Genomic DNA, 24,324 nt, shown 5'->3' on the forward strand with positions numbered 1-24,324 from the left:
ACACGTCTCAGTTGACGACGGGGCTGCGCCGTTCCAGCAGCACGACGTCGCGCCAGCGGCCGTGATGACGGGCCACCCGCTCGCGGACGCCGACCACCCGGAACCCCGTCCGGCGGTGCAGCGCCAGGCTGGCGGCGTTCTCCGGGAAGACAGCGGACTGGATGGTCCAGATGCCCGCCGCCTCGGTCGAGGCGATCAGGCCGTCGAGCAGCAGCCGGGCCACACCCCGACCCTGCGCCGCCGGGTCGACGTAGACGGAGTGCTCCACCACACCGGCGTACACCGGCCGGGTCGAGGTCGGCGACACGGCGATCCAACCGAGCAGCGTCCCCGTGTCGTCGACCGCGACCAGGCGGTGCGCCGGCAACCGTCCGGCGTCGAAGGACGCCCAACTGGGTGCGACGGTCTCGAAGCTGGCCTGTCCACCGTCCAACCCTGCCTGGTACACAGCCAGCACCCGGTCGGCGTCGGCGGCCGTCATCGGCCGCAGCAGCACGTCGGCCATCGACCCCACTCCGTTCGACGCGTCCCTGGTCAGGGACGGTTTGGGCACCTCGCCACTGACAACCGGGCGCCGGGCCTCACCGTACTCCGGCACGTCGCCGGCTTGATCGTCGGCACCCGGTCGGACCAGCACGAGCCGTCGACGCCGCGCCGATGGAGGTCGGCCCGTGCCGGCCCGCCGCCGAGGGCTGCATCGTCGGGGCCGGGTCGGCCCGCCGCCGAGGACTCCTCGGAAGCGGGCCGACCCGGGATCCCGGCGCGGGCCTCGGGCGTCCGGTGGCCCGTCGCGTCAGGGTCAGCGTTCGGTGAGGAAGCTCTGCACCGCGTCCGCCGCCTTGGTCGTGCCGCCGTTGGCCCGGACCTCGGACCGGGTCCCGGCCAGCCGGTCGCGCAGCGGCGCATCGTCGGCGACCGCGTCGACCGCCGCCCGCAACGTCTCGGCGGTCACCTCCTCGGCGGGCAGCAGCCGGCCGACACCGGCGTCGACCAGTTGCTGCGCGTTGCCGAACTGGTCTACCGCCTGCGGGATAGCGACCGTGGGCACACCGAACCAGAGCGCCTCGGTGCAGCCACCCATGCCGGCGTGGGTGACGAAGGCCGAGGCGTGGGCCAGCACCACCAACTGCGGCACCCGGCGATGCACCTCGACGTTGCCCGGCAGCTGCCCCAGCTCAGCCGAATCCACCTTGTCGCCGATGGCGATCACCACGTGCCACCGCGAGTCGGCGAACCCTTCCAGGCAGGCCCGGTAGACCGGCAGTTGGTCGTTGTACGCCGTACCGAAGGAGACCAGCAGGACCGGCCGTCCGTCGGTGGGTGGCGTCCAACCCGGCTCGGTGAGCCGGGCCGGATCCAGACACGGGCCGACGAACCGGACCGTGTCCGGCACCCGGTCGGCGTTCGGCTGCATCACCCGTGGAATGAGCGACAGCACCCGCTTCGGGAACGTCACGAAGGTACGCGAGTCCTCGTGGATGCCGTGCTCGGCCAGCCAGGTGTCGAAGGTGGCGTAGTAGTCCTGCCCGGAGGGCGAGGACGTCAACGCGGTGAAGAAGTCGACCATGTCCTGCTCGTAGCCGGTCCAGGCGACCATCGTCGGGGACAGTTGCACCGCCGGCACTCCGTAGCGTGCGCCCAGCAGCGGGCCCGGCAGCCCGCCGATGTCGTAGAGCACGAGGTCCGGCCGGTCCGCATCGTAGTGTGCGGTCAGTTGCGGCAGCACCGCGATGCCCTCGTCGAGGAAGACCCGCATCGCCGTGGCCGGGTCCTCCGGCCACGGCGTGTCGCCCTGCGGCAGGATCGTCGGGTGGGCGATCGGCTCGGCGCCGGTCGGTGCGACCAGGCCGGTGAGCGGTTCGCCGACCACGTAGGTCACCCGGTGACCCCGGTCGACCAGTTCGCGGATCAGCGCCAACGAGGGGTAGATGTGGCTGGGTGCGGTGCAGCCGACCATGGCGATATGAGCTGGTTTACGCATTCGAGATAGGTCCCGTCGAGTCGGAGAGACGTGTGTCATCCGAGGGTCGAGGCGACGCGGACCGGGCCCGGGCCACTCACCGAGGCGAGGGCGTCATCGGGCCGAGGAGGGCACCGGTCGGCAGCCGACCGGTGCCTAGCGCGCCGCCTCAGGCGGAACGCAGGCGCATGAAAGCGATGATCATGCGTACGACCCTAGTGCGGCAGATCAGACCCGTCAAACCGGAAACACCGGCACGTCTTGTCGGCCGCGAGCATCAGCCGGTACTGTCCCGACAATAGCCACCGATCAACCCGCCGCCACCCCGACCGGCCGGCACCTGCTCTGGTATCGGCGGCCCGCCGTGGACTGGCAGTCCCAGGCCCTGCCGATCGGCAACGGCCGCCTCGGTGCCATGCTGTTCGGCCAGCCCGACCACGAGCGGATCCAGTTCAACGAGCAGAGCCTGTGGGGCGGGGTCGACGGCTACGACAACGCCCTGGCCGGGCAGCCTGACGACGTGTTCGACCCGAGCATGACCGGCTTCGGCTGTTACCTGGCCTTCGGCGACCTGCACCTGCGCTTCCACACCCACCGCCAGCCGGACGCCGATTACCGCCGGGCGCTGGACCTGGAATCCGGTATCCACACCACCCGCTTCGGTGCGCCCGGTCGGGGCGTCCGGCGGGAGGCGTTCGCCAGTCGTACCGCCGATCTGCTCGTCTTCCACTACGCGGCCGAGCGGGCCGACGCGCTCGACTGCGACATCACCCTGACCAGCGCGCAGGACGCGACCGCGACCGCCGACGCCGGGACCATCGCCTTTCGCGGCGTGCTGGGCAACGGGCTGTGGTACGCCGCCGCCGTCCGCGTGGCGGCCACCGACGGGCAGGTCACCGCCGACGGCCACCAGTTGCGGGTACGGTCGGCGACCCGGCTGACGCTGCTGCTGGACGCGCGTACCGACTACCGGCTCGACGCCACCGCGCGGTGGCGGGGGCCGGACCCGGAGCCGGTCGTGCGGGCAGCACTCGGCACGGCGGCCCGGCAGCCCTACGCCGCGCTGCGTGCGGCGCACCTGGCCCAGAGCGGTGCGGTGGCCAGCCGGGTGCGGGTGAGCTGGGGTGCCAGCGCCGACGAGGTCGTGGCGTTGCCGACCGACGAGCGGCTGGCGCGGTATCGCGCGGGCGGTGCCGACCCCGAACTTGAGCAGACCATGTTCGTGCTCGGCCGGTACCTGCTGCACAGTTCCTCCCGGCCCGGTGGTCTGCCCGCCAACCTGCAAGGGCTGTGGAACGACAGCAACCAGCCGCCCTGGGCGGCGGATTACCACACGAACATCAACGTCCAGATGAACTACTGGTGCGCCGAGACCACCGACCTGGGCGACAGCCATCGGGCGCTGGTCGAGTTCATCCGGCAGGTGGCGGTGCCGAGCCGGGTCGCCACCCGCAACGCCTTCGGCGCCGGCACCCGCGGCTGGACGGCCCGCACCAGCCAGAGCATCTTCGGCGGCAACTCGTGGGAGTGGAACACCGTCGCCAGCGCCTGGTACGCCCAGCACCTTTACGAGCACTGGGCCTTCACCCAGGACACCGGCTACCTGCGGGACACCGCCTATCCGATGATCAAGGAGATCTGCGAGTTCTGGACCGACCGGCTGATCGACGACGGCTGCGGCCACCTCGTCGCGCCGCAGGGCTGGTCGCCGGAGCACGGTCCACGTGAGGACGGTGTGCCGTACGACCACCAGATCATCTGGGATCTGTTCCAGAACTACCTGGACTGTGCCGGCGCGCTCGACGTCGATGTCGACTATCAGGTCACCGTCGCCGACCTGCAATCCCGGCTCGCGCCGAACCGGATCGGGCGGTGGGGTCAACTTCAGGAGTGGCGAGCCGACCGCGACGACCCGGACGACCGGCACCGGCACACCTCGCACCTGTTCGCGGTCTATCCGGGTCGCCAGATCACCCCGACCGGCACACCGGAACTCGCGGCCGCCGCGCTGGTGTCACTCAAGGCACGCTGCGGCGAGCGCGACGGCAGCCCCGTCAGCGACACCACCGTCACCGGCGACAGCCGCCGGTCGTGGACCTGGCCCTGGCGGGCGGCGATCTTCGCCCGGCTGGGCGAGGCGCAGCCGGCGTGGCACATGTTCCGGGGCCTGCTGCGGCACAACACCCTGGACAACCTGCTGTGCAACCACCCACCGATGCAGTTGGACGGCAACTTCGGCATCACCGCGGCGATCGCCGAGATGCTGCTGCAGAGCCACGACGGGACCATCCACCTGCTGCCGGCACTGCCACCACACTGGGCCGACGGCAGCTTCGAGGGGCTGCGGGCCCGGGGCGGCTACCGGGTCGACTGTGCCTGGCGGGCGGGCCGGGTCACCGACTTCACGGTCACCGCCGACCGCGCTCCCCACCGTGACCCGGTGGCCGTCCGGGTCGACGGGCAGGATCTGCTGGTCGAGCCGGCACCCGGCTGACCGTCTCAGGACGCCAGCAGGCCGTCGGCCGCCAGGTCGTCCCAGAGCACGTCGGGCACCGGCTTGGCGAGCAGTTCGGCGTTACGCACCACCTGCTCGACGCTCTTGACCCCGACGACCACGGTCGCCACCGCCGGGTGCCGGGCCGCGAAGGCCAGGGCCGCCTGCGGCAGGGTCACCCCGTGCCGCCGGCAGATGGCGGCGATGCGTACCGCCCGGTCGTGCACCGGCTGCGGCACCGGGCGGTAGTCGTACATCCGGCCTGGTTCCTCGGTGGCCAGTACGCCGCTGTTGAAGACCCCGGCGGCGAGCACCGACACCCCGCGTTCCTGGCAGGCGGGCAGCAGGCGCTCCTGCGCCGACTGGTCGAGCAGGGTGTACCGGCCGGCGAGCATCACGGTGTCGATGTCCGTCTCCACCACGAACCGGTGCAACATCTGCCACTGGTTCATGCCGACGCCGATGGCACCCACCACGCCTTGCGTACGCAGGTCGTGCAACGCCGGGTACGCCTGCTCGACCGCCTGCCGCCAGTGGTCGTCGGGGTCGTGCAGCAGCACCACGTCGATGCGGTCGAGGCCGAGTCGGTCGAGGCTGGACTCCAGCGACCGGCGGACCCCGTCGGCGCTGAAGTCCCACTCGCGGACGTGGTCGGCCGGCACGTCGAACCCGCCCTCGTCGTCGCGCAGGTGCGCGGTCTGCGGCGAGGGCACCAGCAGCCGACCGACCTTGGTGGACACGGTGTACTCGGCGCGAGGCCGGTCGGCCAGTGCGGCGCCCAGCCGGCGTTCGGACAGGCCGAGGCCGTAGTGCGGGGCGGTGTCGAAGTAGCGGATGCCCGCCTCCCACGCCGCGTCGAGGGCGTCGTGTGCCGTCTGCTCGTCGACCGTCCGGTACAGGTTGCCGATCCCGGCCGCGCCGAAGCCGAGCGGACTGACGGTTACCGTCGAGCTGCCGAGCCGTCTCATGGGTGCTGCCTCGATTCTGCGGTGGGGATGGTCGTCGGTGGGCGCAGCCGCAGGCCGTGCATCCCGCCGTCGACGGCGAGCACGGTCCCGGTGGTGGCAGCGGCCAGTGGGCTGGCCAGGTAGGCGACCGCCGCCGCGACCTCGGCGGGGGTGACCAGCCGGCCGATGGGCTGGCGGGCGCGCAGGGCCGCGTACTCGGCGGTGGGGTTGTCGGCCGCGTCGACGAGTCGGCGTACCCACGGGGTGTCGACGGTGCCGGGGTTGACGCAGTTGACCCGGATGCCCTCACCGACGTGGTCGGCGGCCATGGCGAGGGTCAACGCCTGCACCGCACCCTTCGTGGCACTGTAGAGGGCCCGGCCGGGCAGGCCGGCGGTCGCCGCGATCGAGCAGGTGTTGACGACGGCGGCGGACGCGGAGACCCGCAGGTACGGCAGGGCTGCCCGGGTGACCCGGACGATGCCAACCACGTTGACGTCGTACACCCGGTGCCACTCGTCGTCCGGCTGCGCCTCGATGGTGCCCTGTGCACCGGCGCCGGCATTGTTGACCAGCACGTCCAGCCCGCCGAGCCGCTCCACCGCGGCGGGCACCGCCACGTTCACCGAGTCGGCGTCGCTGACGTCGCACTCGATGGCGTGCAGCGGTGCGGGCACGCCGGACGGGTCGAGGTCGAGACAGGCCACGGCGGCACCGCGCGCGGCGAGCAGCCCGGCCACTGCCAGACCGATGCCCGATCCTCCACCGGTCACCACGGCGGCCAGCCCGGCGAATTCCCCGCTCACGCGGTGCCGACCGGCTGGCGTTGCCGACCGAGCCCGTCGATCTCCAACTCGATCACGTCACCGCCGCGCAGGTACGGCTTCGGCTCGGGCATCCCGAGCGCCACCCCGGCCGGGGTGCCGGTGTTGATGACGTCACCCGGCTCCAACACCATGAACTGGCTGACGTAGTGGACGATCTCGGCCACCCCGAAGATCATGTTCTTGGTGTTGCCGTCCTGGCGCAGCATGCCGTTGACACTGCACCGCAGACCCAGCTGCTGCGGGTCGGGCACCTCGTCGGCGGTGACCAGCCAGGGGCCGAGGGGATTGAACGTCTCGCAGGACTTGCCCTTGTCCCACTGGCCGCCGCGTTCCAGCTGGAACTCGCGTTCCGAGACGTCGTTGGAGATCGTGTACCCGGCGACGCAGTCGAGCGCCTCGTTCGTACTCGTCAGATAGCGGGCGGTACGGCCGATGACGACGGCAAGCTCGACCTCCCAGTCGGTCTTGCCGCTGCCCCGTGGAATGAGGACCTGGTCGTTCGGGCCGACCACGGTGTTCGACGCCTTCATGAACAGGACCGGCTCGGCGGGTGGCTTCGCGCCGGTCTCGGCGGCATGGTCGGAGTAGTTCAACCCGACGCAGACGATCTTTCCCGGTCGGGCGATCGGGGCGCCGATCCGGGCCGTGGGATCGGCCTCGGGAAGGGTGCCGCTGTGCACCGCCGCGCGTACCTCGTCGATGCCGTCCCCGTCGAGGAACGCACCGTCGATCTCGGAGACCAGGCCGGAGAGGTCGACCAGTCGGCCGGCCCGGTCCAGTGCGGCGGGCCGCTCGTGCCCGACCGCTCCCACTCGCAGTAGCTTCACCGTGCACCCTTCGGCCAGACATCGGATCTATCGCCCTGGTTCTATCCGGATCATCGAGCACCGGCAAGCCCCGACCGGAAACTCAGGTGGCGGTGCGTTCGGCGGCCTCGATGGCGGCGTCGGTGACCCAGAACATGCCGACCAGCAGGATCAGGGCCAGCACGCCCATGATGACGAAGACCGCTTGGAGGCCGAACACCTCGGCGAGCCCGCCACCGACCAACGCCCCCAGCGGCATGCTCCCGAAGGCCAGCAGCCGGTATCCGCTGTTGACCCGCCCGAGCAGGCGGTCCGGGGTGATCTGCTGGCGCAGCGAAACCGTGATGACGCTCCAGGAGGTGAGCAGGATCCCGCCGACGAAGAAGATTCCGCCGAGGATGAACGGGTTGGTGCTCACCGCCGGAGCGCCCACGACGACCGCGATCGCGACCATCGCGACGCCGAGCGCGCGGGCCCGACCGAGCAGCCGCTCGATCCTCGCGGCGACGAGCGACCCGAGCACGATGCCCGCCGCCAGGGTGGTCAGCAGGAGGCCGTAGCCCGGCTCGCTGAGCCCGATGGCCGAGTTCGGCCCGACCGCGTACAGCACCAGCACCGCGAAGGTGGCCGTGGTGGTGAGGTTGCTGACCCCGACCATCAGTGCCAGGGTCCGCAGCAGTCGGTGTCGCCAGAGGAACCGTACGCCTTCGGCGATGTCGGCGCGCAGTGTGCTGGTGCCCTGCCGCGCCACCCGGAACCGGCCGCCGACCAGCAGCAGGGCCACCACCGCGGCCGCCCAGAGCCCGGCCGGCCCGAGCATCGCGTACGCGACTCCGCCGGCGACGAGGAAGCCGGCCAGCGGCGGGCCGACGAACTGGTTGGCGGCCAGTTCGACGGCGTACAGCCGTCCGTTGGCGCGGGGCAGCATCGCGCGCGGGACGAGTTGCGGCAGGATCGACTGGGCCGAGGTGTCGTACAGGGTCTCGGCGGTGCCCGCGCCGAAGGCCACCAGGTAGAGCAACCAGATCGAGCCGGCGTCGAGGGCCACGGCCAATGCCAGCGCGCCGAGCAGGGAGGCCCGGAGGCTGTTGGCGGCCAGCATCACCTGTCGCCGGTCGAGCCGGTCGACGAGCGCGCCGGCCGGCAAGGCGAACAGCAGCCACGGCAGGCTGAACGCGGCGGCCACCCCGGCGACGAGCACCGGCGAGGTCGTGTAGCTGACGGCGGTCAGCGGCAGGGCGATCTTGACGATCCCGTCGGCGAGGTTGGACACCGCCGACGCCGACCACAACCGCCAGTACCGGCCACCCAGACCGCCCGAGCCCGTGCCCGTCGACTCCGCAGCGGTCGGCTCGAGACCGGCCGGCACCGCGCCTGTCGACTCTGAGCCGGCCGGTTGCGTGGTCGCTACTGACTCATCCACCCCCGTCACCGGCAGATCATCGCAGACCCCGCGCCCCTTCTCGGTCCCCACCCGAGGCCGCCGGTACGCGGCGGTCGACCGGCCGGAAACCGACCGTGGAGAACCGCGATCATGGATGACCGAAATTATCGATATTCACAAGCATCTTGCTCCGACCCATGGTGCACGCCCATACTTTGGCTACACGCGAAGCTGCGGATTGGCACGAATTGCACCGTTGGCACGGCGAGGTGGACGGACACCATGCTCCGTAGGGCAGCACCTCCCGCATCGCGACGCCGGTCCTCGTCCTCGGTCCACGCCTTCCTGCCGTGGCCCGGTCCGGCGGCGCTGTCGTAGTCCATGGAGGTGGACGTGAACCGAACCGTAGCGGCGCTGGGATCCCTGGCTGCCGCACTCCTTCTCGCCGTGACGGGCGTGCTTTTCGCCCCGTCACCGGCCTCCGCCGCGTCCCTGGTCGAGGTGACCAACTTCGGCACCAACCCGGGCAACATGCGAATGCACATCTACGTACCGGACGTCCGGCCGGCGAATCCCGCCGTCGTGGTGGCCATGCACGGCTGTGGCGGCAACGGCCCCGGGTTCTACTCCGGCAGCGAGTTCGGCCGGCTCGCCGACCAGTACGGCTTCGTGGTCATCTACCCCACCGCCACCCAGCAGGCCGGCTTCGGCAACTGCTTCGACGTGTGGTCCGCCGCCTCGAAGGTGCGCAACGGTGGCAGTGACCCCGTGTCGATCATGTCGATGGTCAGCTACGCCCAGCGCCAGTACGGCGGCGACCCCCAGCGGGTGTACGCCACCGGCAGCTCGTCGGGCGGCATGATGACCCAGGCCCTGATGGCGCTCTACCCGGACGTCTACAAGGCCGGCGCGGCGTTCATGGGCGTGCCCTTCAACTGCTTCGCCAACGCCGCGGACTTCCCGCCCACCAACAGCCAGTGCGTCAACGGTCGGATGGACCGGACCCCGCAGCAGTGGGGTGACGCGGTCCGGCAGGCCTACCCCGGCTACACCGGTCCTCGCCCCCGGGTGCAGCTGTGGCACGGCACCAACGACAACCTGATCCCCTTCCAGCTCCTTCAGGAGTCGGTCGAGCAGTGGACCAACGTGGCCGGGCTGAGCCAGACCCCGACCCGCACGGACACCCCACAGGCGAACTGGAACCGGCGTCAGTTCGCCGACTCCACCGGCACGGTGCGGGTGGAGGCGTACGCCATCCAGGGTGCCGGGCACAGTCTGCCGTCGACCGGCATGGCCCGGGCCGCCATCGACTTCTTCGGCCTGACCAGCAGCACCCCGCCGCCCACCACCCCGCCGCCGACGACCCCGCCGCCCACCACCCCGCCGCCGACCACGCCGCCGCCCACCACTCCGCCGCCGACGACCCCGCCGCCGGGCGCCACCTCCTGCCGGGTGCAGTGGACGGCCGACACCTGGAACAACGGCCTGGTCGCCAACCTCACCGTCACCAACACCAGCCCGGTCGCGGTCAACGGCTGGACGGTGCAGTGGACCTGGGCCAACAGCCAGCAGGTGACCAACGCCTGGAACGCCACGATCACGCAGACCGGCAACCAGGTGACCGCCCGCAACGTCGGTTACAACGCCACCATCGGGGCCAACCAGAGCGTCACCTTCGGTTTCCAGGCCACCCACAACGGCACCAGCACCCCGCCTGACCGCTTCACCCTGAACGGGGCAGCCTGCAGCTGACCCCTCGACCAGATCGGTGCCCCGGCCGTCATCGGCCGGGGCACCGGCGCGACCGGTTCACGCGGGCACGCGCCTCCCCGACGACCCAGCACAGGGCGGGCGTACCGTTCAGCATGTCGCGTCGACCGGCGGCAGGTCGATCGGTACCCCGGTCAGGCGTTCGCTCTGCGCCCACAGCTGCTGTGCCACCCCGACGTCGAGGGCCCGGGCGCTGCGGCTCGCGGGCACCGGCGGGCCGAAGTTCTCCGCCCGGTACGCCGGGCCCCAGTAGCTGCCGCCGTCGGCGGCCGGGTCGGTGGCGGCGCGCAGGATCGGCAGCGCCCCCTCGGCCAGCGGCATCGCGAGGTACCGGCCGATGCCGTTGACGATCGTGACGAGACGGTCGCGACCCTGGCTCGGCCCGGTGTACGTCCACCCAGGATGGGCGGCGGTGACCCGCAACGACGATCCGGCCCCGGTCAGCCGCCGATGCAGTTCCAGGGTGAACAGCAGCATCGCCAGCTTGCTCTGCCCATAGGCGGCGAACCGGGCGTAGCGTCGTCGCTGCCAGTTCAGGTCGTCGAGGTCGATCCGCCCGGTGCGGTGCGCGTTGCTGGCCACGTTGACGATCCGGGCCCGCTCGGTGGCGAGCAGCAGCGGCAGCAGCCGGCCGGTGAGCGCGAAATGGCCGAGGTAGTTGGTGCCGAGCTGAAGCTCGAAGCCCTGCCGGGTACGCCGCAACGGCGGATACATCACCCCGGCGTTGTTGACCAGCAGGTCGAGCCGGTCGTGCTCGGCTCGGTAGGCGGTGGCGAAGGCGGTCACCGAGTCGAGGTCGGCCAGATCAAGTGGACGGCAGTGCACCTCGCCGTGCGGGTGCCGGGCGCGGATCACCTCGGCCGCAGCCTCACCCTTGCCGCTGTCCCGGCAGGCGAGCACCACCCGCGCACCCTTGCCGGCCAACGCTCGCGCCGTCTCCAGGCCGAGCCCGCTGTTGGCCCCGGTGACGATCACCGTGCGCCCCCGCTGGTCGGGAATGTCGTCGTACGTCCAGTGGGGCATCTGTCGCTCCTCGGTCCGCGCGGGGCCCGGCCGGCGCGACCAGGTTGGCCGGGCGCGATCGGCTCGTCAAGGCGACCGGTGTGGTCCGCCGGCGGGATGGCCCCGCCGGCGGACCGCACGGGGTCAGCCGATGGTGCAGAGGGTGCCGTTGAGCCGGAACGCCGTCGGTACGACGTTCGGGCCGCTGTACTCGCCGACGAAGCCGACAGTGGTGGAGCCACCGGCGGGGATCCGGCGGTTGTCGTCGGTGTTGGTCACCCGTACGGTGCTGCCGACCTGTTCCCAGTTCGCGCTCCACCCGCTGCCCACCTGCTGCCAGGACGTGGGCCAGGTCCAGGTCAGGGTCCAGCCGTCGACGGCGTGCGCGGAGTCGTTGACGATGTCGACGTTTGCCACGTAGCCGTTGCCCCAGTCCGTGGTGCTGGTGAAGCGGACGGTGCAACTGCTGTCTGTCGGGCTGCCGGTGGTGAAGGTCAGCGGCGGCGAGGCCCAGGAGACCCGCCCGGCGGTGTCGCGGGTCAGCACGTTGACCGTGTACCTGCGGCCCGGGACGAGGTTGCCGACGGTCAACGTGGTCCCCGACGTCTCGCCGAGCTGCTCACTGACCGTGCCGTTCTGCCGGTGGACCTCGTACTTGGCGATCGGGCTGGCCCCGGCGGTGGCCGCCGGCCAGTTGATCGTCACGTCCCGGTCGGTGACGCCGGTCGCGGTGGGTTGACCGGGAGCGCCGGGTGCGCCGGTCGCCGCAGCCGCCGGACGCACCACCAGGGTGGTCAACGAGTACGGCGGCAGCGTACGGCTGGTCGCGTCGCCGTTGCGGTCGGTGGTGACGGAGGTGGCGCCGTTGGTGTGGGTGTGGACGGTCGGCGCCCCGGCCGCCGGGGTGAAGCCGGCGTAGTCGATGGTGACCGGGTGGGCGTTGTCCGGGTCCTTGTTGATCAGCAGGACCGCCACCTCCCCGTTGGCCCGCCGCACCGCGTGCGCACTGACCAGCGGCTGGTCGGAGCCGGCGCGGATGAACTGGTCGCCGCTGCGGGCGAACAAGCTCATCATGGACAACCCGTGGTACGCGGCGAACGGCGTGTTCACCGGGGGTTCGCAGACCGAGCCGTCTGCGGTGCAGGTGCCGCTGGAGAGCAGCCCGAAGTCGCCGTAATCAGTCTGCCCCGCCACGGTGCTCACCCGGCCGATGCCGTTGTGCACGTTCCACCAGTGCACGGTGAAGACCCCGTTGGCCAGCAGCCCACTGTAGGCGTCGGCCAGGAACAGGGCGGCCGGCTGGCTGGTCATGCCCTCGGAGGTGACGTTGACCTCGGTGAGGCTGATCCCGATGCGGGCGGCGTCCGGGCCGGCGTACCGGGTGATCTGCTGCCGCAGCAGGTGCACCGCGTCGGTGATGTGACTGGTCCGGGGCAGCGACTCGGTGGCGCTACCGCCCGGATACCAGTGCACGTCCACGAAGTCGATCGACGGCCCGGCGATGGACAGTACGGTCTGGTTCCAGGGGCCCGGGTCGTTGCCGGCGGTCAGGCCGTCGGGCCAGTTGGCCGGCATGGTCAGCACCGCGCCGACCTTGATGGTCGGGTCGACGGCCTTCATCGCCTCGGCGTAGTCGACCACCAGGTTCGCGTAGTAGGTGGCGCTCTTGTCGGGGTGGTGGTCGGCCTCCCAGGCGGACCCGTAGTGACCGTTGCCGTAGTTCTCGTTGCCGACGGTCCAGTACCGCGCGCCGTAGCCCTTGGTCACGTTGGCGTACCGCACCCAGTCGGCCGCCTCCTGCGGGGTGCCGGTGCCGTAGTTCGCGATGATCATCGGCTCGGCGCCGACCCGCCGCGCCGCACCCATGAAGGTGTCGAAGTCGGTGCCGGGAGCGACGTAGCCGCCGGGCGCGGTGTGGTCGCGCCAGTGGTAGATGTCGGCGTACGAGCCGCCGGGGTAGCGCAACATCTGTACGCCGGCAGCACGCAGCAGGTCCGACGTCTCGGGGGCGGCCAGATACTGGTCCCAGATGGCGTGGTTGACGCCGAGTGCGGTGTCGGACATCTTGGCCAGCCCGGCCCGCGCATTCACGGTCACCGTCACCGGTGCCGTCGCCGCGTCGGCGCTCGGGGCGTTCACCCCGGTCACCATGCCGGTGGCGAGCAGCAGGCCCGCCACGAGCAGCGCACCACGCCGGGGCAGTCGCCACAGTCGGGCAGAGGATCGAACACCGTGCCTGTTCGGAATTCTCATGGTTGTCCTTTTTCGATCACGAGCGAGATCCGCCCGGCCGACAGCCCTCGACCGGCAGCGGAGAAGAAAGAACGACCAGCTCACCTGCCGTCACCCGCCGCAGGCCCGGACGGGCCCCGGCTGCCCATCGGGCGACGGTCACTCGCGCGACAACACATCGACAGATCAGAATTGCACAGCGTACGGCGATCACTCAACGCCTCGTGCCCACAAGGCCGATGCGAGGCGGATGAGAAAAGCGCCCGTCCCGACTTGGGAACGGGCGCTTTCGCGCATCCGGGTCAGGCTCGCTCGGCCACCTGGGCGACGAACGCCTTCCAGGCCGTCGGCCCGAAGGCCAGCATCCCGCCGTCACGGTCCTTGGAGTCCCGAACGAGAACGACCCCGGAGAGATTGTCCGCGACCTCGACGCAGTCACCGCCGTTCGCACTGCTGCGGCTGCTCTTGCGCCAGGTGGCACCGATCAGGTCCATGTCTCTGCCACTTCCCTCAGGAGCTCGATTGACTGCCGGTGGGACAGGGCCTCACCTCGCACATTCTCCCACGCTGCCATAAGGGCAACCAGCTCTGCCGGATCAGACACCACCTTGCCGTGCAGCTGCGTGTCCAGGTAGCCGGCGGTGCGGTTGTCGGCGCTACTGGCGATCACGAACGGCCCGGACAGACCAGCGTATGCCCCCGCAGACAGCGGCACCACGTGCACACGAACGTGCGGCAAATCTGCCGTCGCGGCCAGCGATTCCACCTGCTGCCGCATCACCTCGGGCCCACCCACGCTGCGCCGCAGCGCCCCCTCGTCGATGACCGCGGTCAACCATGGGGGACCATCACCGGAGAGCACCGATTGACGTGACATCCGCGCCGCCACCAGCCGCTCGATGTCATCCGGTGTGTACTGTCCGGCCGACCCGAACAGCGCCCGCGCATATCTCTCTGTCTGCAACAGTCCCGGCAGGACCAGCGGCTGATATGAGCGCAGCGAGCGCGCCTCGCGTTCGATTGCCTCCCACGGACGGAACCACACGAGATCCCGATGCCGTCGATTTGTGTCTGGCCATATGTCCGACACATTCTGTCCGAGTGCGGCTGCTGCCGCGCTGCGGTGTGCCGGGTGCGGAATGCGTCCCTCGCGAAGCCAGCGGTCTGTTGTCTTGGGGTCCACACCGATCTGGCCGGCAAGGGATTCCGTTGTGTGGCCGGCCCGTTGAAGCGCCACTCGTAGTGCGTCATTCATTGCGACACCTCTCGACACAAGGGATTCCTCGACACCATATCTCTACGCGGTGTCACTGTCTCCACACTGACGGCAAGGTGGCGGTAGGCGGTGTTCACGGGCTGGACCAGTAGCCCCCGTGGGCACTGCCGGGGGCCGACCCGTCCGTACACCTTCGAGGGTCGGCCCCCTTCCACGACGCGCACCGACGGAGGGGCCGCCCATGCCCGCGCAGAAACCAGCGAGCGCCGCCGCATCCGGCGGGACCGCCCCGAGGCGAGCCGCGAGCCCGACGGGTACGCGACCGGACGGCACGCCACGGGTCGTCCCCGGCGCGTACCTGCTGACCCGGGCGGCGTCACCGCAGTTCAGCCAGCCGATCGTGGTCCGCGTCATCCGCGAGTTGGTCGAACGGCAGCCGTACGACGGTTGGGCCTGGGTGGATTGTTACGTGCTCGACCGCCACGGCGACGCGACGCAGAAGCGGCAACTCTTCGTCCGCCCGGACGGCATGCGGCCGGTGCAGATCCGACCGGTCCCGTACGCCGAGCGTCACCGCGCAAAGGTCGGTCGGTGAGCCCGCCACACGCCCGGGATCACGTCGCCTCGCGCCCGACGTGGCGCTGTCGGGCGTGCGGGATCGCGTGGCCGTGCAGTGCGGCGAAGGTACGCCTGCTCGCCGAGTACCGGGGCAACACACCCGGGCTGATGGTCTACCTGGTGATGCTCCGTGAGGAGGCCACCGCCCAACTCGCCGAACTGAACCCCAGCGCCCCACCGCCGGACCTGCACCGGCAGTTCACCGACTGGGTTCCTGTGCGGTCGGGGTAGTCACCTCGGCTCTGGGTGCAGTTGTTGCTGCCCTGGCGACAACAACTGCACCCAGAGCCGGTGCCGAACCGAGTCGATCATGCCCGCCGCCCACCGTCTGACGGCCGCTGCCCGCTGCCCGCTGCCTGGCGCCTGGCGCCTGGCGCCTGGCGCAGCCTGATCGCGCCAGCGGGTCAGCTCAGTTTCAGGGTGGCACGGTCGAGGATGGCGGCGAAGTCGACGGTGGCGGGCAGGGTGCCGTAGGCGTGGCCGTGGTCTCCGGCGAGCCGGGAGGCACAGAAGGCGTCGGCGATCACCGGGTGACCGTGGCGCACCAGCAACGCGCCCTGCAACACCAGGGCCAACTGCTCGACCAGCCGCCGGGCGCGTACCTCACGGTCGGCCGGATCGGCGAGGGCCGCCTCGACCTGGCGTACGGCCGCGTCCAGGCGCGCATCGGCCCCGGCGGCGGCGTCCAACTCGGCGCGGAAGGCCGCCAGCACCTCGGGCTGGGCGGCGAGTGCCCGCAGTACGTCAAGCGCGGCCACGTTGCCCGAACCCTCCCAGATGGAGTTCAGCGGCGACTCGCGGAACAGTCTGGGCATGCCGGACTCCTCGACGTAACCGTTGCCGCCCAGGCACTCCAGGGCCTCGGCGGCATGCCCCGGCCACCGCTTGCAGACCCAGTACTTGCCGACGGCCAACGCGATCCGCTTGAACGCCGCCTCGGTGGCATCACCCCGGGCCGCCCGGTCGGTGGCCCCGGCCAGCCGCATCATCAGCAGAGTGGCGGCCTCGGACTCCACCGCCAGGTCGGCCAGGACGTTACGCATCAGTGGCTGGTCGACCAGGGCCCGGCCGAAGGCACGCCGGTACGTGGCGTGGTGCACGGCGGTGATCACGCCCTGGCGCATGCCGGCCGCCGCACCGATCACACAGTCGAGGCGGGTGAGGTTGACCATGTCGATGATGGTGCGTACGCCTCGACCCTCGTCGCCGACTCGCCAGGCCGTCGCGTCTTCGTACTCGACCTCGGCGGAGGCGTTGGAACGGTTGCCGAGCTTGTCTTTCAGGCGCATCAGCCGCATCGGGTTACGGGTGCCGTCGGGCAGCACCCGTGGCACCAGGAAGCAGGTGAGCCCGCCGGGCGCCTGGGCGAGGGTGAGGAACAAGTCGCACATCGGCGCCGAGGTGAACCACTTGTGCCCGACCAACCGGTAGCTGCCGTCGGGCTGCGGCTGGGCGACGGTGGTGTTGGCGCGTACGTCCGAGCCGCCCTGCTTCTCCGTCATCGACATCCCCGCCAGCAGCCCTCGCTTGGCCAGCGGCGGACGCAGCCCGAAGTCGTACGCCCCGGCGGTCAGCAGCGGTTCGAAGTCGGCGGCCAGGTCCGGAGCGTGTCGCAGCGCGGGCACCACCGCGTAGGTCATCGAGATCGGGCAGCCGTGCCCGGCGTCGGGACGCCAGGTGTAGAACTTCGCGGCCCGCGCGACGTGCGCGCCGACCCGGTCGTCTGCCCAGGGCGCCGCGTGCAGGCCATGCTCGACGGCGGTACGCATCAACTCGTGCCAGGACGGATGGAACTCCACCTCGTCGATGCGGTGGCCGTAACGATCGTGGGTGCGCAGCACCGGCGGGTGCTCGTTGGCCAACCGGCCGTGCTCGATGGCCGGTTCACTGCCGCCGAGCCGGCCGAGTTCGCGAACCTCGCCGGCGGCCCAGCCGGCGCCTTCGCGGATGAGGCCGTCCAGCAGCGCCGGGTCCTCGGCGGCGTCGTAGCCGACCAGCGGGGGAACCTGATTGGACACCTCGTGTGTGGTCACGGCGACACCCCCGGCTCGCGGTGCAGTTGCTTGGCAAACCAGTGATCAGGGTACGGGTTCGTGTTGTATCGCGGGATCTCCTCGTATCCGGCGCTGCGGTAGAGCCGGATCGCCTCGGTGAGGGCGCGGTTGCTGTCCAGGCGTACGCAGTGCGCACCGGCCGCTGCGGCGTGCCGTTCCAACTCGGTGAGCAGCCGCCGGCCGACGCCGAGCCCGCGTACCGACCCGGACACCCACAGGCGCTTGATCTCGGCGGTCCCGTCGGCGTCGAACCGTACCGACCCGCAGCCCACCGCCTCCGAGGCGAGGGTGGCGACCAGGAACACCCCGGCAGGTGGGACGAACTGGTGGTCGTCGTCGGTGGCGAGGGTGAACCCGGCCTCGAAACGTTGCGCCAACTCCCCCGCGTACGCCCGCAGGCAGGCACGGGCACGCGGGTCGGCGGGCGGGCAGGCCTCGACGGTGACCATCGAGGCCATCAGCAGCCGTTGCACCTCGTTCATCGCGGTGGTGAGCCGGTCACGCTGGCCGGTGGTCAGCGGCGCGAGCATCGACCAGGCCAGTTCGTCGGATCTGCGATCGAGCAGCGCCCACTCGGCGCGGCCGGCTTCGGTTAGCCGGGCCATGCGTACCCGTCCGTCGCCCTCGGCCGGTGTCACCGTCACCAGTCCCGCGCCCTCCAGGGTGCGCAGCAGCCGGCTGAGGTAGCCCGCGTCGAGATCCAGCCGGTTACGCAGCGCCGCCACCTCGGCCCCGGCCGGGCCGATCTCCCAGAGCAGCCGCGACTGGGCCAGCGGCCGGTCGCGGGCCAGGAACTTGTCGTCCAGCGCTCCGACGCGCTGGGTCACCGTGCGGTTGAAGCCCCGCACCACATCCACCAGTTCACGCTCCATGATGACTGACTTTAGTCAACTATTCTGCCCATCGGTAGGGCTGGTCCGCACTCGACACCGGAGCACCCCATCGGGCAGCCGAAAGTCCGACGCCAGTCACCACCGGTCCACGTCGGTCAGCACCGACAACCGCGCAGGGAGGGCGAGGTCAGTGCCGTCACCGCCGCCACGGCCAGCACACCGGCGCAGCCGTACAGCAGCGCCGCCACCGGCACGACCTCGGCGAGGGAGCCGAGGACGTTGACGGTGAGCAGCAATGGCAGGCTCTGCACGAGCACCAGCACCGACTGCACCCGGGACACGTGTGTGTCCGGGGCGACGGCCAGGATCATCGGGCCGATGTGGGTGGCGAAGCCACCCGATCCGACACCGATCACCATCCCGGCGACGACCGAGACCGGCAACGAACCGGCCGCCGCCAAAGTGACCACGCCGACGGCGGCAACCAGCAGCGCGGCACCGCTGGCACGACCGGGGTCGGGCAGGGCGCCACGCACCAGCACGAGGATCGCGACGGTCGCGGTGCCGAGCGCCAACGCCGCGACGATCGCACCGGTGGCCGGCGACGACCAGGTGCGCTCCCGCCCGAGCAACGGTACGAGCAGGCTGGACACCGGCAGCAGGAAGCCTGCGGCCACCCCGACCAGCAGCAGTGCGGGCCGCAGTACGGCATGCGAGGCGGCGATCCGCAGGCCGTCGACCGCGGCCCGCCACAGTGGTTGCGACGGCGGCTGCCCGGTCGGCGGTTCCGGCGATCCGCTCGGCCGTCCGTCCATGGCCGCTCGGAGCACCACCAGGACCGCCAGCATCAGGGCGAAACTGGAGGCGTTGGCCAGCGCCACTGCGGCCAGCCCGAGGGCGGCCAGCAGCAGGCTGCCCGCCGCCGGCCCGACGAACAGGGCGAGTTGACCGGCCAACTGCCGGGCCGACATCGCCCGCGCCAGCCCGGCCGGCGGCACCAGTCGCCGGGGCATCGAGCCCGTGCTGGGCAGATAGAAGGCGTCCACGACCCCGATGGCCAGGGCGGCCAGCAGCAGTGGCAGCCACGGATCCGCCGCCGACCACACGGCGGCGGCCAGCGCCACGGTGACGACGACCATCGCCGCGTCCGAGACCACCATGACGGTCCAGGCGCCCAGCCGGTCGGCCACCGCGCCGCCGACCAGCAGGAGCAGGGCCCGGGGCAGGTTGACGGCGGTGAGCACCAGCGCGGCGAAGCCGCCACCTTCTCCGGCCGCCACCCAGGCCATCGCGAACGCCATGGCTTGAACGCCGATCAGGGACAGCGTCGTCCCGCCCAGCCACGCCCAGTACGTGCCCGGCACCGCCGTCGCGCTGCCGCTCGATGGCGCCCTACCGGTGGATGTCGCCGCCACGGATCCTCCCGATCACCGAATCGCGCCGACCGGTGTCGAGGGTCTGGCCGGTCACTGTGTCGCGTCCGGCACTGTCCGGCCTCGACCCGGTCGAGGGTCAAGCCGGCACGGGAGCGACCCCGACGGGCGACCGTCAGTCGACCGGCGCGGTGCGCGGGAGCATCTCGGGCGACCAGGTGAAGCGGTAGCGCGGATCGGACACGGCCTGGGCGAAGGCCGCCGAGACGGCCGGGGAGCTGACGATCCGCCAGTCCCGTTCCTTGTTCACCTCGAACCAGATGAGCCCGATGATGCCCTCGTGCTCGGGTAGCGACCGGAACGTCTCGGTGATCCACTCTGCTTTGCGGCCGGCGATGTCGGAGGCCGCGGTCTCGGTGATGACCAGCGGTTTGGCGCTGAAGGCACGGATCTCCCCGATGGTCTCCTTGAAGATCGCGTCGAAGGAGCGGTACTTCGAGAAGGCGCCCATGCCGTAGTAGCCCGAGATGCCGATCCAGTCGACGTAGTCGTCTCCCGGGTAGAGCTCGGAAAGCTTCGGCGTCGAGCCGTCCCACCTGGCGTTCGGGCTCCACACCCAGATCACGTTGGTCGCGCCGGCAGCCTTGAACAGATCGTGCAGGTGGCGCCAGGCCTTGACGTAGTCGCCCGGCTGATTGCCGTTGGCGGTCTCGCACCACGGGTACCAGTTGCCGTTCATCTCGTGGGCGAACCGGATGGCCACCGGGTAGTCGAGTGCCTTGATCCCCTCGGCCCAGGAGCGCAGGTAGTCGTCGAAGTCGCCGCGCGTGATGTGGGACAACCGGTAGTCGGGCTGACGGGAGCGGAGCCGGTCGATCGTGCCGCGGGAGGCCCCCTTCTTGCGGGCCTCCTCGTCCACCCGGTAGTCCCACGGTTCCCAGGCCAGCATCGGCAGCATGCCCCGGTCGCGGACCGCGTCGAACAGCGCCCGGTCGAAGGTGTCGGTCGCCCAGCCGGAACCGAAGAGCATGACCTGCGGATGGTGCTTCGCCGTCGCGGTGAAGGTGTCCACGGGCGTGAAGTCGTGCGGTCCCTCCTTGGTCGCGATGCCGATGAACACCTTCTCCGTCGGCGGGAAGACCTCCGACGGGGATGGCGAGGGGCTCGGTTCGCGTACCGCCGCCTGGTCCGACGGGGCGGGTTCCCGTCCCCTGGGCCCGGCACCCGGTGCGATGGCGAAGGCGTACGCCAGCAGCAGCGCGCCGACCAGCGACATGGTGACCCGCGGCAACGTCAGCCGTGCCATGACACCTCCCGGGAAGCGACCACCGGTGCCGTCGCCCGGGCCCGGCGGCCACGGACGGCATGACGCCCGGTCGTACCGGCGCGGACGTCGGCGCGGGGACCACCCAGAGTTGGTGCGTGCGAGCGCCGGGCCAGAAGAGCCGACCCGCACGCGATCAGCGGTGGGCCGAGGCCGGTCAGGAGGGTCAGGACCGGCCATACCCGCAGCGGTGTGCGGCCGTGTTCCAGCACGAAGCTCACGGCGAGCAGGCCGGCGGCGAAGGCCGCCCAGCCCAGGTGCAGCCGGAACGTGCCGAGCGATTCGGTGGTGCGCAGCCTGCCCTTGGCGGTCACCACGAATCCGAGCTTGCGGCGCAGTAGCGCACCGGCGGCAGCCGCCACGTAGATCGGGCCGGCGAACAGCGCCAACGCCATGCCGACCAGGCCGATCTCCTCCCGCTCGTGCGGCGCGATGTTGAATCGACGCAGCCAGAGCCAGAGCACGAACCAGGTGCAGATGGTGGCGCCCCACAGCACCGACCACACGGCGATGTCGACCCGGGCCGCGCTCACCCCGGTGAGCAGGTACGCGGCGGTGGCGAAATTGCCCAGCAACAGACTGACCGCGACGCTCGGGTAGTAGAACTGGAGCAGCCGGTAGTGCCAGCGCCGTCGGGACCGCAGTTCGCGCGGCGCCCGCAACTCGGGGCGGACCAGGATCTCGCAGATCCCCGCCGCCCACCGCTTCTGCTGGTTGAAGTAGTCCGCCCACGATGTCGGGCCTTCCCCGATGGCCACCACGTCGGGGGTGTAGACGCCCTTCCACTGGTTGCCGGTCTGCGGGTTCACCGCAGCGTGGATCCGGATGCTGGTCAGGTGATCCTCGATGATCGAATCCTGGTAGCCGCCGATGCTGCGCCAGGCGGACGGCCGGTACAGGTGGCCGGTGCCGGTGAGCAGTGGGGCGTCCAGTCCGTTGCCACCGCGGGCGATCAGTCCGTTGTAGAGGTACTGCTGGACCGACGCGCCGTGGGCGACCATGTTCTGGTGCATGTTGCCGTAGACCTGTGGCGTCACCACGAAGGCGACGTCCGGGTCGCGGAAGTAGCCGAGCGTGCGCTCCAGGAAATTGGCCAGCGGCACGTGGTCCGGATCGACGTTGGCGACCACGTCGTAGTGGTGCTCGTGCTCGGCCCGCCAGGCGTTGTGGTTGCCGGACTTCGTCCTGGTGCGGAACTCACCGTCGGGTTGGTTGTACTCCGGTCGTCCCTTGCGGCTGAAGTGGCGTACGCCGAGCCGCGCGGCCATCTCCTTCACCGCCGGATCGTCGCCCTCGTCGAGGATCCAGACGTCGACCTGCCCGCAGTAGACGATCTGCCGCAGGCGCCGCAGGGTCCGCTCGACGACGTCGATCGGCTCCTTGCTCGGCACGATCGTGGTGAGCAGCGCCACCCGCAGGCCAACCGGAGGATCGACCGGGATCGGGTCCTTGGCGTGGTACGCGAACACCCAGACGACCATGTTCTGCGCGAGGCGGATCAGTTCGACGCCGACGATCACGCAGAAGCCGAGCCGGGCCACAGCGGTCTGCCAGTCGCCGAGCCCGATTCCGCCGGAGCCGGGTACGTGCTGGGGAAGCAGCAGCCAACCGACGAGCAGCAGTCCGGCCGCACTGTTGACGAGGACCAGCAGGGTCAGTACGAGCCGCGCCGCGGGTGACAGGACGGATCGGAACTCGACCGCCGCCTGCGGATGTCGTGGCGCGACGAGAGTTCCGGCGCTCGCCCCGCAACTCGCGTACGCGATACGAGCACTGATGTTGAGTTGACGACGATCGGGGCCTCGGGCGGGTGACGGCCGGACCGCGGTGCTCTCTACGGGCCCGCCTCCGGGCGGCCTCTCCGCCACGTCCTGAGACAGGCGTGTATCGGTCACGACGCCCACGTTGCCCCCCAAGGGTCGGAGTTCCCTGGCCTTCATGAACACGGCCATGCTGATCGTATGGACAGATACCGGCAAACTTCTCAGATAGCTTCGTTCAGCCCCAAAGGGCTACATATCTGCTCTTTCATCTACCAGCAGGGCCGGCGTGAGTCCCGAGTCGCGGACCGGTGCCCGGCTATCGCCGCCAGTACACCCGCCGACCGGCGGACGCGCATCGCGCGAGCGCGGCCGCGCCGAGCGTCGCCCAGGCCGGAAGCGTGAAGAGAATGAACTCCGGCCGCCAGATCGGCGTTGCCTGCGCAGCGAGCAGCAGGGCCAGCGGCGGCACGGCCGCCCAGGCGGTGAACACGGCGGCGGGGTAGCGCAGCGGAAGGCTGAACAGCACCAGCACCAGCAGCGCCGCACCCAGCGCGGTGACGCCGAACAGTTCTCCCGGCGTCGCGGCCAGTTCGGTCAGACTCGGGCTCGACGTTTGCGCGACCCGTACTCCCTGCCGCGTGGCGGGCCAGAGCAGGCCGACCGCGGGTAGCGCGCTCACCACCGCAGCGGCCAGCCATCGCAGCGCCACCTCGCGCCTGAAGGCGAGCACGGTCCAGCCGTGTCCGACGAGGAGCAGGAGCGCGGTCACCTGACACAGACCCATCAGGCCCACCACGGCGGCGTAGAGCGCGAAGCGCCAGAGTCTCGGCCGATCCACGGCCGCCTGGAGCAGCCATGTGGCGAGGACTGCGGCGAGCAGGGTGAGCGCGTACGGCTGAGCCTCCTGCGCGTACCGCGCGGACGTCGGCAGCAGGGCGAAGATGACGCCGGCCAGGACACCGGTGCCCGGTGCGAACATCCGGGCGGCCAGGGCTCCGACGAGCGCTGCCGCTGTGACCATGGCGAGGACGGAGAGCCCTCGCAGCGCCAGCTCCGAGGTGCCGAAGTACTCCGCCCAGGCCCGCACCAGCAGGTGGTAGAGCATGCTGTCGCCCGAGCGGAGCATCGACCAGGTGTCCCGCCAGGACGACGTGGCCCCGGCCCAGGTCGCGAGTTCCGCCAGCCGCGGCCCGGGTGTGTCGGCCCGTACGGCGCCGAGTGCGCCCATCAGCAGTGCCGGCACCAGCCAAGCGGCCAGCCGCATTCGGCGGGTACCGTTCACCGGCTCGCCCGGTGCCTCGCCGCGACCCTCCCCCCATGGGTCCTCGGCGGCCTCCGGCAACCCGAGTCGGGGCAGGACGATGGTGTCGGCGTCCTTCATCTGTCCCTCACGCATCTCCGTGGGTTCCGTAGATCCAGGAGCGTATTGAGCGGATCTCACCACCGAGGGCTTTATGCCTACAAAAGCCGCCAAACCGGTACGTCATAGCTTCAAAGCGACAAACAACTAGGGTCATCTGAGCGGACCGCCGTACGATGCCCGCCGCTCGACGTGACCGACAGGCGTGTTGCGGGAAGATTTCGACCCTGCGGTCGGCCGGAAACCCGAGGCTTGCGCACCCGTTACCGGAACCATTATGTTAGCGATAACATCGATGCCGGCGCATAAAGTTCGGAACTCGATCCGTGGAGACGGGCGAGGGCACCCCGCCGCCACGGCC

At 70.8% G+C, this 24,324-nt stretch carries 20 protein-coding genes; 4 read left to right on the top strand and 16 right to left on the bottom strand.

The window, feature by feature from the left end:
• Positions 1-7 precede the first annotated feature (7 nt).
• Both AB0M35_RS24750 and AB0M35_RS24755 read right to left on the bottom strand, forming a co-directional pair.
• Positions 8-505 carry an N-acetyltransferase family protein gene (locus tag AB0M35_RS24750; protein ID WP_363748214.1) on the bottom strand — a complete coding sequence of 166 codons (498 nt, stop codon included), beginning with the start codon at positions 503-505 and terminating at the stop codon, positions 8-10.
• Between the two features lie 294 nt (positions 506-799).
• Positions 800-1,981 carry a macrolide family glycosyltransferase gene (locus AB0M35_RS24755; protein ID WP_363748215.1) on the bottom strand — a complete coding sequence of 394 codons (1,182 nt, stop codon included), beginning with the start codon at positions 1,979-1,981 and terminating at the stop codon, positions 800-802.
• Between the two features lie 319 nt (positions 1,982-2,300).
• Between AB0M35_RS24755 and AB0M35_RS24760 the strand changes: the two genes are divergently transcribed.
• Complete coding sequence (locus AB0M35_RS24760) at positions 2,301-4,454, top strand: glycoside hydrolase N-terminal domain-containing protein (protein WP_363748260.1); 2,154 nt, start codon at positions 2,301-2,303, stop codon at positions 4,452-4,454.
• A 5-nt stretch (positions 4,455-4,459) separates the two neighbouring features.
• Here the strand turns inward: AB0M35_RS24760 and AB0M35_RS24765 are convergent, their stop codons facing one another.
• From AB0M35_RS24765 to AB0M35_RS24780, 4 genes are all read right to left on the bottom strand, one after another.
• Positions 4,460-5,422: an aldo/keto reductase gene (locus AB0M35_RS24765; protein ID WP_363748216.1), complete on the bottom strand. Its 963-nt coding sequence runs from the start codon at positions 5,420-5,422 to the stop codon at positions 4,460-4,462.
• The gene (locus AB0M35_RS24770) at positions 5,419-6,207 is read right to left on the bottom strand and encodes an SDR family oxidoreductase (RefSeq protein WP_363748217.1); all 789 of its coding nucleotides are present in this window, start codon (positions 6,205-6,207) and stop codon (positions 5,419-5,421) included. Before AB0M35_RS24770 ends, AB0M35_RS24765 begins: the two co-directional genes overlap by 4 nt.
• Positions 6,204-7,055: a fumarylacetoacetate hydrolase family protein gene (locus AB0M35_RS24775; RefSeq protein WP_363748218.1), complete on the bottom strand. Its 852-nt coding sequence runs from the start codon at positions 7,053-7,055 to the stop codon at positions 6,204-6,206. The genes AB0M35_RS24770 and AB0M35_RS24775 overlap by 4 nt, the downstream gene beginning before the upstream one ends.
• Before the next feature lie 82 nt (positions 7,056-7,137).
• Positions 7,138-8,403 carry an MFS transporter gene (locus tag AB0M35_RS24780; protein WP_363748219.1) on the bottom strand — a complete coding sequence of 422 codons (1,266 nt, stop codon included), beginning with the start codon at positions 8,401-8,403 and terminating at the stop codon, positions 7,138-7,140.
• Positions 8,404-8,799: 396 nt separating this feature from the next.
• Here AB0M35_RS24780 and AB0M35_RS24785 point away from each other — a divergent pair, with 396 nt between their 5' ends.
• A complete protein-coding gene (locus tag AB0M35_RS24785; protein WP_363748220.1) occupies positions 8,800-10,170 on the top strand; it encodes a PHB depolymerase family esterase in 1,371 nt (456 codons plus the stop codon).
• A gap of 108 nt (positions 10,171-10,278) precedes the next feature.
• On the opposite strand, the gene AB0M35_RS24790 is transcribed toward AB0M35_RS24785, so the two are convergent.
• From AB0M35_RS24790 to AB0M35_RS24805, 4 genes are all read right to left on the bottom strand, one after another.
• The gene (locus AB0M35_RS24790; RefSeq protein WP_363748222.1) at positions 10,279-11,211 is read right to left on the bottom strand and encodes an oxidoreductase; all 933 of its coding nucleotides are present in this window, start codon (positions 11,209-11,211) and stop codon (positions 10,279-10,281) included.
• A gap of 123 nt (positions 11,212-11,334) precedes the next feature.
• Complete coding sequence (locus tag AB0M35_RS24795; RefSeq protein ID WP_363748261.1) at positions 11,335-13,341, bottom strand: cellulose binding domain-containing protein; 2,007 nt, start codon at positions 13,339-13,341, stop codon at positions 11,335-11,337.
• Between the two features lie 383 nt (positions 13,342-13,724).
• The gene (locus AB0M35_RS24800; RefSeq protein WP_363748224.1) at positions 13,725-13,916 is read right to left on the bottom strand and encodes a DUF397 domain-containing protein; all 192 of its coding nucleotides are present in this window, start codon (positions 13,914-13,916) and stop codon (positions 13,725-13,727) included.
• Positions 13,907-14,677 carry a DUF5753 domain-containing protein gene (locus tag AB0M35_RS24805; RefSeq protein WP_363748225.1) on the bottom strand — a complete coding sequence of 257 codons (771 nt, stop codon included), beginning with the start codon at positions 14,675-14,677 and terminating at the stop codon, positions 13,907-13,909. Before AB0M35_RS24805 ends, AB0M35_RS24800 begins: the two co-directional genes overlap by 10 nt.
• A gap of 202 nt (positions 14,678-14,879) precedes the next feature.
• On the opposite strand from AB0M35_RS24805, the gene AB0M35_RS24810 reads away from it, so the two are divergent.
• Together AB0M35_RS24810 and AB0M35_RS24815 are read left to right on the top strand one after the other, a co-directional pair.
• Positions 14,880-15,233 (top strand): hypothetical protein, encoded by a 354-nt coding sequence (locus AB0M35_RS24810; RefSeq protein WP_363748227.1) that lies wholly within the window; start codon positions 14,880-14,882, stop codon positions 15,231-15,233.
• Positions 15,230-15,487 carry a flavin reductase gene (locus AB0M35_RS24815; RefSeq protein WP_363748229.1) on the top strand — a complete coding sequence of 86 codons (258 nt, stop codon included), beginning with the start codon at positions 15,230-15,232 and terminating at the stop codon, positions 15,485-15,487. The genes AB0M35_RS24810 and AB0M35_RS24815 overlap by 4 nt, the downstream gene beginning before the upstream one ends.
• 173 nt (positions 15,488-15,660) lie before the next feature.
• On the opposite strand, the gene AB0M35_RS24820 is transcribed toward AB0M35_RS24815, so the two are convergent.
• The 6 genes from AB0M35_RS24820 to AB0M35_RS24845 form a co-directional block, all read right to left on the bottom strand.
• Positions 15,661-17,289 carry an isovaleryl-CoA dehydrogenase gene (locus tag AB0M35_RS24820; protein ID WP_363748231.1) on the bottom strand — a complete coding sequence of 543 codons (1,629 nt, stop codon included), beginning with the start codon at positions 17,287-17,289 and terminating at the stop codon, positions 15,661-15,663.
• Positions 17,286-18,182 carry a bifunctional helix-turn-helix transcriptional regulator/GNAT family N-acetyltransferase gene (locus tag AB0M35_RS24825; protein WP_363748232.1) on the bottom strand — a complete coding sequence of 299 codons (897 nt, stop codon included), beginning with the start codon at positions 18,180-18,182 and terminating at the stop codon, positions 17,286-17,288. The genes AB0M35_RS24820 and AB0M35_RS24825 overlap by 4 nt, the downstream gene beginning before the upstream one ends.
• 116 nt (positions 18,183-18,298) lie before the next feature.
• On the bottom strand, positions 18,299-19,558 hold the full coding sequence (locus AB0M35_RS24830) for an MFS transporter (protein WP_363748234.1): 1,260 nt from the start codon (positions 19,556-19,558) through the stop codon (positions 18,299-18,301).
• 133 nt (positions 19,559-19,691) lie between these two features.
• Complete coding sequence (locus AB0M35_RS24835) at positions 19,692-20,822, bottom strand: glycosyl hydrolase (protein ID WP_363748236.1); 1,131 nt, start codon at positions 20,820-20,822, stop codon at positions 19,692-19,694.
• On the bottom strand, positions 20,810-22,735 hold the full coding sequence (locus AB0M35_RS24840; RefSeq protein WP_363748238.1) for a glycosyltransferase family 2 protein: 1,926 nt from the start codon (positions 22,733-22,735) through the stop codon (positions 20,810-20,812). The genes AB0M35_RS24835 and AB0M35_RS24840 overlap by 13 nt, the downstream gene beginning before the upstream one ends.
• A 184-nt stretch (positions 22,736-22,919) precedes the next feature.
• Complete coding sequence (locus AB0M35_RS24845) at positions 22,920-23,999, bottom strand: glycosyltransferase family 39 protein (RefSeq protein WP_363748239.1); 1,080 nt, start codon at positions 23,997-23,999, stop codon at positions 22,920-22,922.
• Between the last annotated feature and the right edge of the window lie 325 nt (positions 24,000-24,324).

The sequence above is a fragment of the Micromonospora sp. NPDC051196 genome (genome assembly GCF_040682415.1).
In the GTDB taxonomy this organism is placed as follows: domain Bacteria; phylum Actinomycetota; class Actinomycetes; order Mycobacteriales; family Micromonosporaceae; genus Micromonospora.